A 13632-nucleotide genomic window follows, 5' to 3' on the forward strand; every position below is an offset into this window, starting at 1 on the left:
TGCCTCCTGATCTCTGGTCGATTCCCGTGGTGGCGCGGCTACTTGCCGCCGGTGGTCGCGATGCCTCTGAGAAGGAACCGTTGACCGAAGAGGAACACCAGGAACACCGGGATCAGCGAGACCACACTCATGGCGAAGAGCGCGCCGAAGTCGGACTGGCTCTGCGCGTCGATGAACGAGCGCAGTGCCACCGGCACGGTCTGGAGGTCGGGCTTGGTCACGAAGATCAGCTGGGTGAAGAAGTCGTTCCAGGTCCAGATGAAGGTGAAGATCGCCGTGGTCGCCAGGGCCGGGACCATCAGCGGCAGCATGATCTGCCCGTAGATCCGCGCGTGCCCGGCACCGTCGATCCTGGCCGCCTCGTCCAGCTCCCTGGGGATGCCCCGGATGAACTGCACCATCAGAAAGATGAAGAACGCGTCCGTCGCCAGCAGCTTGGGCACGATCAGCGGCAGATAGGTGTTGATCCAACCGAGCTGGGCGTAGAAGACGTACTGCGGAATGATCAGCACGTGGATGGGCAGCATGATGGTGAGCAACATGGCCACGAACGCCAGCTTGTTCCCACGGAACTTGAGCCGGGCGAACGCGTAGGCGGCCATCGAGCAGGAGATGAGGTTGCCGATCACCGAGCCGAGCACCACGATGAACGAGTTCAACAGATAGGTGTTGAACGGGTACGCCAACGCGTCCCAGCCGTTGGGGTAGTGGTCGAAGTCGAACGTGTCGATCAGCAGACCGGGTTCGGTGAAGATGTCGGTGTTCGGGCGGAACGAGCTGACGACCATCCACAGCAGCGGATAGAGCATCAGCAGGGCCACCAGGACGAGCCCGGTGTGCTTGAGAACGCTGGTCGTCCGCCGCCGCCGGTCGGCGCCGGCGCGCCGTGCGTCCACCGGGGCGGGCTGCTTTTCCGTTGCGGCGTCAGTCATTGTAGAAGACCCAATACTTGGAGGCCCAGAAGTTCAGGGCGGTGAAGGCGCCGATGATGAGCAGCAGCAACCACGCGAGCGCCGATGCGTAGCCCATCCGGAAGCTGGTGAAGCCCTCCTGGTAGAGGTAGAGCGAGAAGAACAGCGTCGAGTCGTTCGGCCCGCCGGTGCCGTTGGAGACGATGAAGCTCTGGGTGAACGACTGGAAGCTGCCGATCAGCCCGAGCACCAGGTTGAAGAAGATGATCGGGCTCAGCAGCGGCAGCGTGATCGACAGGAACTGCCGCTTCTTGCTGGCGCCGTCCGTCGCCGCCGCCTCGTACAGCTCCCGGGGGATCTGCCGCAGCCCGGCCAGGAAGATCACCATCGGGGCGCCGAACGTCCAGACGTGCAGGATGATCAGCGTGCCCAGCGCGGTGTCCGGGTCGGCCACCCAGCCCCTGCCCTCGATGCCGAAGATGTCGAGGAAGGAGTTGAACAGCCCCTCGGCGCCGAAGACCAGCCGCCACAGCACGGCGATCGCCACGGAGGCGCCCAGCAGCGAGGGCAGATAGAAGATCGAGCGGTACAGCGGCAGGCCGCGCACTCCCCGGTCCAGCAGCATCGCCAGGCCCAACGCCACGGCCAGTTGGAGCGGCACGGAGACCAGCACGTAGGTGAACGTCACCTGGAGCGAGTTCGCCAGCCGGTCGTCGTCCAGCATCCGCCGGATGTTGTCGAGTCCGGTGAACTCCGGGTCCTGGAGCAGGTTGTAGTCCGTGAAGGCGAGATAGAGCGAGGCCAGCATCGGACCGAGGGTGATCCCGATCAGCCCCAGGAGCCAGGGGGCCAGAAAGATCGCCGCCGCCTTGTTGTCAGGCTTCTTGTCGGGGGTCGTGCCCTCAAGCTGCTGCCCGCCGCGCTTGCGCGACCGGCTCATCGACCTCAGCTCGCCGAGCGCGCTCATCGCACCCGTCCCGTGGCCTCGACCGGCCCCGCCGGCCCACCGGCGCGTGGCGCGTTATCTCGGCACCGGGGTGCCGGGGCGGCTGCCGCCGGCGGTTTCACCTGTATCGGATGCACGGGCGCTCCTCCTTGAGTGCGTCGTCCCGTCGACGTTGCCGAGGACCGTGGTCCTCCGTCGCACTGTTCAGCTGCGATTCCGTGGCCCGGCCGGCACCGGGTCCCGGACGGGACACAGGGTGTGCGGCTCTCCCGCCGGGAGGTGAACGATCACCCGATGGTGAGCGGCCACCCTAGTAATCGATTACTGCGGGGTCAATGGCCTGAAATAAGAGAGAATATGGAGAATTTTTCGGGGTCTCCTGACCGGGGCGGGGACGATCCGTCCCCGCCCCGGTGCGGGGTGGCCTCAGCCGTCCTGGTGGAGTGTGGCGCCCGGTACCTCGTACTCGTCGCGCCGGCCGCACATCCCGAAGCCGCCGAGCCGCGAGGGCACGGTGTCGAACGCCTCGGCGTCGGCCAGATAGGCCGGGTCGCCGGCCTCCAGCGCGTCGAGCTGGAGCCCCGTCCGCTCGGCCGTCGCCAGCGCGCCGGCCCGCCACAGCTCGCGCCAGGTCGGCACGCGGTGGCGCACCAGCTCGGCGGCGGTCCGCTGGAACTCCCGGTAGGGGCCGGGGTCGCCGGCCTCCAGGGCCGCGCGCAGCGGCCGGTAGCCCTCGATCGCCAGATCCCTGCGGCGCCGCGCGGCGGCCTCCGCCTCGGGACCCGCCTTGGCGGGAAGCCCCGCCGCCTCCGCGTACCGGTCCGGGTCGGCCAGCACCTCGGGCGGGAAGGTGAAGACCGCGTCCCCGGCCTCCGGCAGCCCGCTGTTCTGCATCAGCACCGTGATCCGCAGGTCACCGCGCTGCACCATCCGGTGCACCGTCCCCGGCGTGAACCAGGCGACGGAGCCCGCCTCCAGCGGGATCTCCCGGAAGCCGCCGGGGCCCAGCGTCTGCACCGCGCCCCTCCCGCCGGTCACCACGTACGCCTCGGTGCACACCAGGTGCAGGTGGGGGCTGCCGCCGCAGACGCCGTCCGCCGCCTCCCACTCGTAGGCGCTCAGGTGGGAGAGTCCGACCGCGCCCGGCAGCGGGCGCGGGAGGCTCACCACGGCAGCTCCCCGAGCCGGGCCGCGATCCGCTCCCGGTCCCAGGCGCCGTCGGCGACCAGCACGCGGTAGCGGAAGGCGAACGAGTCGCCGGGCGCCAGCTCGAACTCCTCGAAGAACGCCCAGGAGAACGCCACCGTCGGGATCGGCGTGGACCGCACGAACCAGTGCGAGGCGTGCACCGCCCGCTCCTCGTCCAGATTCTCCGGGGCGTGCGCGAAGACCAGCGTGGAGTGCGCGTCCACGTCGTCGTGCGAGGTGGAGAACGCCAGCCACGGGCCCTGGGTGCCCATCAGTTCCTGGCCCTCCTGCCCCTCCTCGGGGCCGAGCACCGCGCCGCCGGTGAAGTCCCTCGGGCCGCGCCACTGGAGACCGGTGTAGCCCGCCATCTCCCGGCCGGCCGTGGTCGGCGACCCGAAGGCCAGCGGGGCGTCGCGGACGTTGGTCAGGTCGATCGACCAGTCGATGGCGTAGGAGCCGGAGGCCGCGTCGACCGCGTGCACCGAGACCCCGCGCCGTTCCCTGGCCCACTCGGCCCCGCCGTTCTCGACCCAGGTCAGATCCTCGGCGATGTCCAGGCGCTCGTCGGTGGACTCCACCGCGCTGAAGCCGTCGTGCCGCATCGAGCCCACCCGGTCGTCGACGCGCTGGTAGCCGACCTCGGGGCCCAGATAGGAGTTGCCGCCCCAGAAGTTCTGCTCGGACAGGTGGCTGGCGGTCATCTGGAGGCCCTTGTGCCAGCGGTGGTCGTTGGGCCGGTAGCCGCTGACCAGGTTGCCCGTGAGGGTGCGCAGCGGGTGGATGTACGGCTTGCGCGACTCGAACGGGTCCGGGTCGGGACGGTAGACGTAGGAGAGCAGCTCCACGCCGCCGGAGGAGACGGCGATCCGCTCGCCGTGGGTGTGGGTGACCTGGATCGTCATCGCTGGGGCCTCCAGTCGGGGTGGTCGCCGTGCATGGCGGTGTAGTAGGGGTCGCCCTCGGCGATCTCCCCGGCGCGCACCGGCTCGCCGGTGAACGCGGACTTGTAGAGCGCGGCGGCGAACTCCACGGTGCGGCGCGCGTCGGGACCACTGCCCGGGGGGCGCACGCCCGCGTCGTGCGCGTCCAGCACCACGCCGAGCTGCGCGGCGTGCGAGCTGGGCAGGTCGTCCTTGGGCGTGCGCCAGCGCGTCACGCGCTCCTCGTCGTCGAGACCGGGGCGCGGGGTGTACTTCCAGTCCGCGTTGCCGTGGCCGTAGAGGTGGGTCAGCTCGACCGTGGCCTCGGCGCAGTCGACGCGGATGGCGCTGACCTGGTCCGGGGAGAGCACGCTGTTGACCACGGTGGCCACCGCGCCGCCGGCGAAGCGGACCAGGGCGGTGGAGACGTCCTCGCTCTCGACGTCGTGCACCAGCCGCGCGGCCATCGCCCGGATCTCGCTCCAGTCGCCGAGCAGGTGGAGCAGCAGGTCGTACTGGTGGATGCCGTGGCCCATGGTCGGCCCGCCGCCCTCGGTCTCCCACCGGCCGCGCCAGGGCACCGAGTAGTAGGCGGTGTCGCGGTGCCAGGTGGTCTGGCAGTGCGCGACCAGCGGGGTGCCCAGCTCGCCGCCGGCGATCAGCTCCCTGGCGTGCACCGCGCCGGAGCCGTACCGGTGCTGGAAGACCACGGAGGCGTAGGCGCCGGACTCCTCCTCGGCGGCGGCGATCTCGTCGTACTCCGCGAGCGAGAGGGTCAACGGCTTCTCGCAGAGCACCCAGGCGCCGGCCTTGAGCGCGGCCACGGTCTGCTCGCGGTGCAGGGACGGCGGGGTGCCGATCAGCACCAGGTCGGGGCGGGCCTCGGCCAGCATGGTCGCGAGATCGGTGTACTCGCCGGCCCCCTGCCACAGCGAGCCGGCCGCCTCGCGGAAGGCGGCGAGTCGCGCGGGGTCGACGTCGACGGCGGCCACGAGTTCCACGCGGTCGGCGTGGGCGCGGAGCGCGGGCAGGTGGCTGCCCGTGACGATGCCACCCGTGCCGACGACCGCGACGCGCAGACGGGAGGGAGGTGAGGACATACGAGGGGCTCCTCGGTCAGTAAGCGCTTTCAACAAGGGGGACTCTAGGGATGAGTTATCGATCACACAAGACCCTCGTTTGGCTTTGCGCAGAGGCGGAGCCGCAGGGGTGGGCGCTCCGACCGATGTGCGGGTCGGTGGGTATGCGTGCGATTTTGGTGTGTGGGGCGACGGGGTGCAAGGGTTTCGGCCCCGGACTCCTGCCTCTCGTAAACGTCAACACCCTGCTGCCTCAGCGGATCCTCGCCGAGCCGACCTGGGCGAAGAAGCTGACGGATGAGGACCGGCGCGGCCTGGCCGCCCTGTTCTGGTCGAACATCAACCCGTAAGGGGCCTTCCGTCTCGACATGGACAAGCGCCTCGAACTCCCCCTGTCCGCCACTGTGCCCGGTCCTCGCCGTGCAGCCGATGACGCGTGTACCGCCGGGCTCTGATCACGAGCCTGGTCGAGATCTTCCCCCGGGGCGGATTCCGCCCTTGTCAACCTGGGTTGACAAGCGAGTGGTTGTCAATCTAGGTTGACAGCATGACCGAAGCAACGGATCTCGCCGAGCGGGCGGGGGATCGTGACCCCAGGGTCGGGCTGCGGGCGGTGACCGCGCTGCGGCGCCTGCTCGAACAGCTCGAAGCCGTCCAGGTGCGCAATGCACGCAACCAGGGCTGGTCCTGGCAGGAGATCGCCGCCGAGCTCGGGGTGAGCAGGCAGGCCGTGCACAAGAAATACGGGAGGCAGTGAATGTTCGAGCGGTTCACGGACGGCGCCCGCGCCGTCGTCAAGGGTGCGGTGGGGCGGGCCGAGCAGCGCGGTGACGCGCGGGTCGAGCCCGGGCATCTGCTGCTCGCGCTGCTCGACGCGCAGGGCACCAAGGGGGCGTTCGCGCTGACGGCCCTCGGCGTGCGGCGTGAGGCCGTGGTGAGCAGGCTCGACGAGGCGCGGCGGCGCGGTGGAGTCTCGGCGGCGGACGCCGAGGCGCTGGCCGGGCTCGGGATCGACGTCACCGAGATCGTGTCGCGGGTCGAAGAGGCCCATGGCGAGGGTGCGTTGGCGCGCGGCGGCCAGCCGGCGGGGTGGCTGCGCCGGGCGGGGTCGGGGCACCGGCCGTTCACCAAGGAGGCGAAGACGATCCTGGAGCAGTCCCTGCGGGTGGTCCTGTCTCGCAAGGAGAAGGCCATCGGCGACGAACACCTGCTCCTCGCGATGACGGCACGGCCCGGCATCGTACGGGATGTGCTCGCCGGGAGCGGGGTGACCTTCGACGGGGTGGAGCGGGTCCTCGGACAGGGCAACGCGGGCTCGGCCAAGGCGGGTTGAGAGCCAAGGTCAGGTCGGGGATGCGGCTGGCGAAAGCTCCGCGCCAACGGGAATCTCCACGGCGGTGCCGCTTCCCGGCCCTCTCCAGGGGGTCTACGACCCGTCCGGGCACGGCGCCGCCCCGTTCGCGTTCTTCGCCGGCATGGCCGAGTCCGAGCGCGAGTACATCCGGGAGAAGTCCCTGGAGGGCCAGGCATCCGCCCGCGAGTGCGGCCGACACGGCGGACGCCCCAAGGTCGTCGACGACGACATGGCCGCATACGCCCGCAGCCTGCGGGCCAACGGTGTGCCCGTCCCCGAGATCGCCCGCAGGCTGGTCATCACGGGCAAGAACTAGGAGTCCGGGGCCGTTTCGGGAGGTCCGTTGCCGCCCCGGCTCCCGCGCGCCCGGGGATCGCCGCGCCGCCGCCGGGCGGCGGGGCCGGGGAGGGGCCGGTCGGGCGTGCCGTGGGAGGGCGGGCGCAAGGCCCGTGTGTGCGGTGCGCGATCGCGTGCGGACACGTCGGCGGGGGCGGTCGCGCGGTTTCGCGCGCCGGTCGTGGGGGCGCGCGCGGCGCGCTCGGGGTGGTGCGCTCAGACGGCGGGCGGCGGGGCCGTGGAGTCGCGGAAGATCAGGTGGTTGAGGCCGGCGGTGTCCATCGGCGCGGCCGGCTCCTGCCCGTGCAGCAGGGACAGCAGCCGCTGGAACGCCGCCCGTCCCTGGCTCTCCCGGTTGACGCGGACCGTGGAGAGCGGCGGATGGAAGTACCGCCCCAGCTCGTCGTCGTCCCAGCCGAAGACGCTGACCCGCCCCGGTACGTCGACCCCCGAGCTCTGCAACCCCCGGATCACCCCGAACGCCACCCGGTCGTTGGCCGCGAAGACGGCCGTCGCCGGCGATCCGGCGATCACCTCGCGGGCGGCCCGCCAGCCGGAGCCCGCGCTCCAGTCGCCGTCCACCACCGCGTGCGAGACCAGCCCGCGCCGTGCGACGGACGCCTCGTACTCGGCGCGGCGGTTCACCGCGGAGGCGAACGTGCGGGGGCCCGCGACATGCACGAACGTGCGGTGCCCCAGGTCGGCGAGGTGGCCGATGATGTCGTCCGCCGCCTTGGCGTCGGCGAGCAGCGCGCGGGCCCGCATGTTGTCGTCGTACTCGCCGTCCACCACGATCGGCACCCGCTGGGCGCCGGGGGCGGGCCGCAGGTTCTCGGCGAGCGGGGTGAACGAGAGGATGCCGTCCACGTTCGCCGGTTGCAGCAGGGCGCCGATCCGCTCGGCGCGGGCGGCGGCGTCGCCCTCCAGGCCGACGACGTCCACCAGGTAGCCGGCGTCGTGCGCGGCGGCGGCGGCGCCGCTGAGCAGTCGGGTCGGCACGAACGAGGTGGTCTCCGGGAGGATGACCGCGATCCGGTTGGTCCTGCGGGTGCGCATCGAACGGGCCGCCAGGTTGGGCCGGTAGTCCAACTCCCGCACCGCGTGCGAGACGCGGCGCGCGGTGTCCGGGCGCATGGTGGGGTCCTTGCGGAGGAACCGGGAGACCGTCTGGTGGGACACCCCGGCCAGCCGGGCGACCTCGTAGATGGTCGGCCGCCTGTCCGCGTCGCGCGACTGCGTCGCGTGCTGCTCCGGCATCTGCGGTCCCTCCGGTGCTGCCGCGCGCTGGGGATCGCGCGGCGATACGGTGCGGTCTCTGTGGTCGGTCGTGCCCACCCAGTGTGCATTGTCCGATGCTCGTCAAACTCTTTCACGTCACCGGTTCCGTGACCGGTTCCGGGTTCGGCGGCGCAGGTCAGCGTCCCGGGGCGCGCCCCAACGGGCCGCCGGGGCAGAGGTGTTCGGGAGGCCGTGGGGCGGCCCGCGGGGTGCGGGGGAGGGCGAAGGGGCGGGTGGGGCCGGGATCTCTTTATCGATACAGGTGGCATGGGAAGGGTGCACCTCCGCACGCCCCGCCGTCTACCTTCGGGGCCCGAGCGCGCGATGTCCACGACGACGCGCGATGTCCACGACGACCGCGCGGCGCCGCCGCTCGACCCCCACGGCCGCCAACTCCCCGTGCCCGTCCGCTTCCCGCCGGCCCGCGGTGCGGCGTTGCCGCGGCCGGGGTGGGGGCGCGCGCCCCGCTCCGCGCGCCCCGGTACCGCGGAGGGGGCTCAGTCGGTGAGCACCGGCGTCTGCCAGTCGCGCCACTCCGCCAGGTTCCCCGACTTCGCGCCTGAGACCCGGAACACGTCGGGCGGGGACCCCGAGCTCAGCAGGAACGCCTGGATCGACCGCGTCAGCGGGCCGTTCCACTCCGCGCGGGAGGCGCAGTGGGTGCCGTCCTGGACGTCGGAGACATAGGAGATGTGGGAGCCCGCGCCCAGCGCCTCGTAGATCTCGGCGCCGCCCAGCGCCGCCACGCTGCCGGACCGCGCGCCCAGCCAGTCCACGTGCGGGTTCTCCATGACCAGCAGCCCGCGTGGCGCGATCATCCCCAGGATCTGGTGGGTGTCCACCGGCAGCGCGGCCGTGTCGCCCGTGTAGGAGCCGAACGCGTCGCCCAGCCAGGGCTGTTCACCGTAGGCGCTGTCCGGCGGCTGGCCGCCCTCGGCCGCCACCCCCCGGAAGATCGGCACCCCGGCGGTGCCGGACTCGATCGGCATGGTCAGCGCGATCCGCTGGTCGAACGCGCCCGCCACCAGCGCCCCCTTGCCGAACCGCGAACACCCCGTGACGCCGGTCGCGTCGGCCCGCAGCACGGTGCCGTCCGACTGCTCGATCACGTCGATGATCCGGCTGACGCCCCAACCCCACGCCTGGAGCAGCCCGGTGGGGCTGGTCGCGCCGTAGAGGTCGTAGAACGCGCCGCGCTTGGCGTTCCTCGGGGTGCCCTCGGCGCCGACGGCGTACGGGTCGTAGGAGATGACGGCCGCGCCCGCCGCCTTGATCGCGGCGGTGTCCGCGCCGAAGCCGCCGTAGACCACCACGGCGGGGAACGGGCCGGTGCCGCTCGGCAGGTCGACGGAGACCGAGAAGCCCGCACTCCGGCCCTGGTCCTGGACGTTGACCGTGACGCCGGTCGGGGAGACGGTGCCGGAGACGCTCTCCGGCGGCGCCGGCCGGTCGCCGTAGACGTGCCGCTCCGCGAGCTCCCTGATCTCCGCGCGGCGGCAGCGCCAGTCCTCGCGGCTGGTGATCCGGCTTCCGTCCAGCCGGGTGAACGGGTCGGGCAGCAACGCGTTCGACGGCCCGGAGCCCGGCTCGACCTGGCAGTCGGCGCCGTCGTCCTCCTCGGCGAGGGGGCGCGCGGCGGCGGCCGGGGGCGCGGTGAGCGTGCCGCCGGCCAGTCCGGCGACGGCCAGCAGCGTGGCCGCCAACCAGCGGCGGGGGCGATGACGAGACAAACGCATGGGGGTCCTACCTCCCGGAGGAAGGCACGCCGTCGAGGCGCCAACGTCCCGCCGTGGGGCGGGAGATGGAGAAGCTCGCTCGGCGGCGCACGCACGAAGGGTGTCGATGCGCCGAACCGCGCTGATGTCGTCGAAGCAGCCCCCAGGCCCCGCGATCGCGGCCCGGTACGTGAGCACCGTAGCGGCCGTCCGGCGGGCCGGACAAGGCTTCCCGGCGGGGCGGCGCCGGGTAAACGTCAACTGTCCGCCGCCGCGGGGGCGCCACCCGGCCCGCGTCGTTCCGCCTCTCCGCACGGGCACCGTGCTTTGCGGAGGTGACGGAGCGGCGATGCCGCGTTGACGGCGCGTGCCGTCGATTTCAGGACGGTTTCGCGGCGGTCCGGACCGTGAACGACGCAGGGGAGGGCCGGTGTTACCGGGGTCGGCGAGGTGCGGAGAACGGCTGGTTCCATGGGCAAGAAACCATGATCATTCGCGTCCGCGCACGATCCCCTGACGCATGTCTACGCTCCCTCCGTGCGAAGAGAATCTGCGAGAGAAGAGCGCCCGATACCCCGAAGTCGGCCGGGCCGCCGCGCGACTGGCGCGCGTCCCGGGCGCGGCAGGGCCGGCGTGGCCGCCGCCGTCGTGCTGGCCCTGGCCGGCGGGTCGCTGCTGGCCGCGCCCGCGACGGCGAGCCCGTCCGAGGGCACCGCCCCCGTCGAGAGCGGACAGGAACGCGAGATCACCCTGATCACCGGCGACCGCGTGCGGCTCGGCCCCGGGGGCGAGGTGCGCGCGGTCCTGCCGGGTTCCGGGCGGGAGGGGGTGGCGTTCGAGGTCTCGGAGACGGACGACGCGACGCTCGTCATCCCCTCGGACGCCCGCGGCCCGCTCGCCGAGGGGCTGGTCGACCTCCGGCTGTTCGACGTCGGTGAGCTGAGCCACCCCGCGTACGCCCGGCTGGTCGGCGACGGCATACCCGTGATCGCCTCCTACGGGGGCGAGCCGCCCGCGCGGCCGTTCGCCGACGAAGGGGTGACGCACCGCGCCGCGTTGACGAGCATCGACGCCGAGGCGATGACCGTCTCCCCGGAGGGTGCCGCCGGGGTGTGGGAGGCGTTGACCGGGCCGGCCGCGCGGGGCGCGGGGCTCGTCTCGCTCCGCCTGGACGCCCTGAGGTCCGCCGCGCTGGACCACAGCGTCCCGCGGATCGGGGCGCCGGCCGCCTGGGAGGCGGGCTTCGACGGCACCGGCGTGACCGTCGCGGTCCTGGACTCGGGGATCGACACCTCGCACCCCGACCTGGACGAGGGCAGGGTCGTCGGGTCGGCCGACTTCAGCGGCTCCGACACCACCGAGGACCTCTTCGGCCACGGCACGCACGTCGCCTCCATCGTCGGCGGCGCCGGCGGCGCGCTCACCGGCGTGGCGCCCGGCGCCGACCTGCTGAACGGCAAGGTGATGGACGACTCCGGCTTCGGTACCGACTCGGGCATCATCGCCGGCATGGAGTGGGCCGTCGCGCAGGGCGCCGACATCGTCAACATGAGCCTGGGCGGCGCCGACACCCCGGAGGTGGACCCGCTGGAGGAGGCGGTGAACCGGCTGTCGGCCGAGAGCGACACGCTGTTCGTCCTCTCCGCGGGGAACAGCGGACCGGGCCCCGCCAGCATCGGCTCGCCCGGCAGCGCCGACGCCGCGCTCACCGTCGGCTCCGTCGACCGGGACGACGCCCTCGCGCACTCCTCGTCGATCGGCCCCCGCGTCGGCGACGCGGCGCTGAAGCCCGACCTGACGGCCCCCGGCGTGGACATCGCCGCCGCCGCGGCCGAGGGCAGCTATCTGGAGGGCGGCGCCGAACCGGCGGGCGAGGGCTACATGCGCCTCTCCGGCACCTCGATGGCCGCGCCGCACGTCGCGGGTGCCGCCGCGCTGCTGGCGCAGCGGCACCCCGACTGGAGCGGCGAACGCCTCAAGGCGGCGCTCGTGGCCTCGGCGGCACCCGTCGAAGGGCAGACCGCGTTCCAGCAGGGGGCGGGGCGCGTCGACGCGGCCGCCGCGATCGGGCAGAGCGTCGTGGCCGAGCCGGTCTCCCTCAGCTTCGGCGCGCAGCAGTGGCCGCACGCCGACAACGCGCCCGTCGTCCGGGAGTTGACCTACAGCAACCCCGGCGCCGAGGACGTCACCCTCGACCTGGCGCTGCGCGCGACGGGCCCGGAAGGGGCCCCCGCGCCCGAGGGCACCTTCCGGCTCGGCGCCGACGCCGTCACCGTGCCCGCCGGCGGCACCGCGACCGTCGAGGTGACCGCCGACACCGCGTTCGACGAGGCGACACCCGTCGGCGCGTACAGCGCCTTCGTCACGGCGACGGGCGGCGGGCACACCGTCGGCACCGCCGGCGCGATCGCGTTGGAGGGCCAGTTCCACGAACTGACCGTGGAGGGCGTCGGGCTGGACGGCGCGCCGCACGCGGGCTGGTCGGCCACGCTGGTCGACCGTGCCACCGGCGAGTCGACGTCCCTCTTCCCCGAGGACGGCTCCGCCGTGCTGCGGCTGCCCGACGGCGGGGAGTACCTGCTGCTCGCCCACGCGAACGGCGACGACTGGGAGGCGCGCCACATCGCCGTGCTGGCCCCGCTGGACGGCGACGCGACGGTGACGTTCGACGCCCGACAGGCCGAGGAGATCGACCTGACCGTTCCGGACGGGGACGCCGAGGAGTTCTACGCCTTTAACGGCGTCGAACTGCCGGACCTGGGCGTCCGCAACGGCTGGGAGCGTCAGGGGAAGGTGCCGCTGCGCACCCAGCACATGGGGCCCGCGCTCGGCGACGACGAGCTGGTCGCCACCCACCAGACGTCCTGGGCGGCGGGCGCCTCGGAGTACCACGCCGAGATCCGGACCGCGGGAAGGTACTTCACCGGACACGAACACGCCTACACGCCCGAGGAGTTCGCCGAGCTGCGGCTGACCCTCGGCGCGCCGACCGGGGACACCACGGGCCGGCTCACGGTCGCCGCCGACCGCCGCGCCGGCCAGGGGCCGGAACGCGCCCTGCCGGCCGAGGCCACGCTGTATCTGAGCGCCGGCGACTGGAGCTACACCCTGGGCTTCACCGGGCCGGGCGAGGCGGGGTCCCTCACCGTCGCCGAACGCGCCGTCGAGGCGGGGGAGACCTTCACGGACACCATGGGCGTCGGGGTGTTCGCGCCTCCGCCGCCGGCCGCCGGCGCGCTGACGCGCGGCGGCGACCGGCTCGTCGTCGCCCTGACCACCGTCTCGGACGGCGCCGGCCACGCGGGGTACCTCTCCGGCGGAACGGGCTTCACCACCCTCTCCTACGAGGGCGAGGTCATCGGGGAGCGGGAAGACTTCCTGCGCGGCTGGGCGGACTTCGAGGTGCCGGCCGCCGAGGGCCGCTACGAGCTGACCACGACGGCCCTGCGCCCCGACGCGGGCGTGAGCACGGAGATCTCGGCGACGTTCGGCTTCACCTCCGGCTCCGTCTTGGGCGACGAGCCTCTGGAGCTGCCCGTCTCGCTGGTGCGCTTCTCGCCCGAACTGGCCCCGGACAGCACGGCCGAGGCCGGTCGGCCGTTCGACGTGCCGGTGACCGTGGAGGGCGCGGCGGCGCAGGACGGTCCCGCGTCCCTGGCCGTCCGGGTCTCCTACGACGGCGGCGCCTCCTGGGAGGAGACGCCGGTCGAGGGCGGCTCGGTGACGGTGGCCAACCCCGAGGCCGGCGGTTCGGTGTCGTTCCGGGCGGAGTTGACCGACCGGGACGGCAACACCACGGAGCAGACGATCCTCGACGCCTACCGCACCCGCTGAACCGTGCGCTGCCGCGTCGTCTCTCCTGGTACGGGGGCCGGGAGAGGCGACGCGGAGCGCCCTGGCATCCT

11 protein-coding genes are annotated in these 13632 nt (G+C 72.8%); 4 read left to right on the plus strand and 7 right to left on the minus strand.

The window, feature by feature from the left end:
- Positions 1 to 38 precede the first annotated feature (38 nt).
- The 5 genes from CRP51_RS15920 to CRP51_RS15940 all read right to left on the minus strand — a co-directional run bounded on the left by CRP51_RS15920 (position 39) and on the right by CRP51_RS15940 (position 5065).
- A complete protein-coding gene (locus CRP51_RS15920) occupies positions 39 to 932 on the minus strand; it encodes a carbohydrate ABC transporter permease (protein WP_097231862.1) in 894 nt (297 codons plus the stop codon).
- A complete protein-coding gene (locus CRP51_RS15925; RefSeq protein WP_097231863.1) occupies positions 925 to 1878 on the minus strand; it encodes a carbohydrate ABC transporter permease in 954 nt (317 codons plus the stop codon). The genes CRP51_RS15920 and CRP51_RS15925 overlap by 8 nt, the downstream gene beginning before the upstream one ends.
- Positions 1879 to 2283: 405 nt before the next feature.
- Positions 2284 to 3027 (minus strand): cupin domain-containing protein, encoded by a 744-nt coding sequence (locus CRP51_RS15930; RefSeq protein WP_097231864.1) that lies wholly within the window; start codon positions 3025 to 3027, stop codon positions 2284 to 2286.
- Complete coding sequence (locus CRP51_RS15935) at positions 3021 to 3947, minus strand: DUF6807 domain-containing protein (RefSeq protein ID WP_097231865.1); 927 nt, start codon at positions 3945 to 3947, stop codon at positions 3021 to 3023. Before CRP51_RS15935 ends, CRP51_RS15930 begins: the two co-directional genes overlap by 7 nt.
- Complete coding sequence (locus CRP51_RS15940; RefSeq protein WP_097231866.1) at positions 3944 to 5065, minus strand: Gfo/Idh/MocA family protein; 1122 nt, start codon at positions 5063 to 5065, stop codon at positions 3944 to 3946. The genes CRP51_RS15935 and CRP51_RS15940 overlap by 4 nt, the downstream gene beginning before the upstream one ends.
- Before the next feature lie 526 nt (positions 5066 to 5591).
- Here CRP51_RS15940 and CRP51_RS15950 point away from each other — a divergent pair.
- The 3 genes from CRP51_RS15950 to CRP51_RS15960 all read left to right on the plus strand — a co-directional run bounded on the left by CRP51_RS15950 (position 5592) and on the right by CRP51_RS15960 (position 6714).
- Positions 5592 to 5801, plus strand: a complete 210-nt coding sequence (locus CRP51_RS15950; protein ID WP_097231867.1) for an HTH domain-containing protein — start codon at positions 5592 to 5594, stop codon at positions 5799 to 5801.
- Complete coding sequence (locus CRP51_RS15955) at positions 5802 to 6377, plus strand: Clp protease N-terminal domain-containing protein (protein ID WP_097231868.1); 576 nt, start codon at positions 5802 to 5804, stop codon at positions 6375 to 6377.
- A gap of 64 nt (positions 6378 to 6441) precedes the next feature.
- Positions 6442 to 6714, plus strand: a complete 273-nt coding sequence (locus tag CRP51_RS15960; RefSeq protein ID WP_245880613.1) for a recombinase family protein — start codon at positions 6442 to 6444, stop codon at positions 6712 to 6714.
- Between the two features lie 236 nt (positions 6715 to 6950).
- Here the strand turns inward: CRP51_RS15960 and CRP51_RS15965 are convergent, their stop codons facing one another.
- Positions 6951 to 7991: a LacI family DNA-binding transcriptional regulator gene (locus CRP51_RS15965; protein WP_097231869.1), complete on the minus strand. Its 1041-nt coding sequence runs from the start codon at positions 7989 to 7991 to the stop codon at positions 6951 to 6953.
- A 518-nt stretch (positions 7992 to 8509) separates the two neighbouring features.
- Positions 8510 to 9748, minus strand: a complete 1239-nt coding sequence (locus CRP51_RS15970) for a glucuronyl esterase domain-containing protein (protein ID WP_097231870.1) — start codon at positions 9746 to 9748, stop codon at positions 8510 to 8512.
- Positions 9749 to 10360: 612 nt separating this feature from the next.
- Between CRP51_RS15970 and CRP51_RS15975 the strand changes: the two genes are divergently transcribed.
- The gene (locus tag CRP51_RS15975; RefSeq protein ID WP_097231871.1) at positions 10361 to 13561 is read left to right on the plus strand and encodes a S8 family peptidase; all 3201 of its coding nucleotides are present in this window, start codon (positions 10361 to 10363) and stop codon (positions 13559 to 13561) included.
- Positions 13562 to 13632: the final 71 nt, after the last annotated feature.

It is taken from the genome of Streptomyces zhaozhouensis, from assembly GCF_900230195.1.
Lineage (GTDB): Bacteria > Actinomycetota > Actinomycetes > Streptomycetales > Streptomycetaceae > Streptomyces > Streptomyces zhaozhouensis.

Bases quoted from the DNA above. Each gene is read 5' to 3' on its own strand.
- CRP51_RS15920 (WP_097231862.1), bottom strand. From the start codon at position 932: ATGACTGACGCCGCAACGGAAAAGCAGCCCGCCCCGGTGGACGCACGG.
- CRP51_RS15925 (WP_097231863.1), bottom strand. From the start codon at position 1,878: ATGAGCGCGCTCGGCGAGCTGAGGTCGATGAGCCGGTCGCGCAAGCGC.
- CRP51_RS15935 (WP_097231865.1), bottom strand. From the start codon at position 3,947: ATGACGATCCAGGTCACCCACACCCACGGCGAGCGGATCGCCGTCTCC.
- CRP51_RS15940 (WP_097231866.1), bottom strand. From the start codon at position 5,065: ATGTCCTCACCTCCCTCCCGTCTGCGCGTCGCGGTCGTCGGCACGGGT.
- CRP51_RS15950 (WP_097231867.1), top strand. From the start codon at position 5,592: ATGACCGAAGCAACGGATCTCGCCGAGCGGGCGGGGGATCGTGACCCC.
- CRP51_RS15955 (WP_097231868.1), top strand. From the start codon at position 5,802: ATGTTCGAGCGGTTCACGGACGGCGCCCGCGCCGTCGTCAAGGGTGCG.
- CRP51_RS15965 (WP_097231869.1), bottom strand. From the start codon at position 7,991: ATGCCGGAGCAGCACGCGACGCAGTCGCGCGACGCGGACAGGCGGCCG.
- CRP51_RS15970 (WP_097231870.1), bottom strand. From the start codon at position 9,748: ATGCGTTTGTCTCGTCATCGCCCCCGCCGCTGGTTGGCGGCCACGCTG.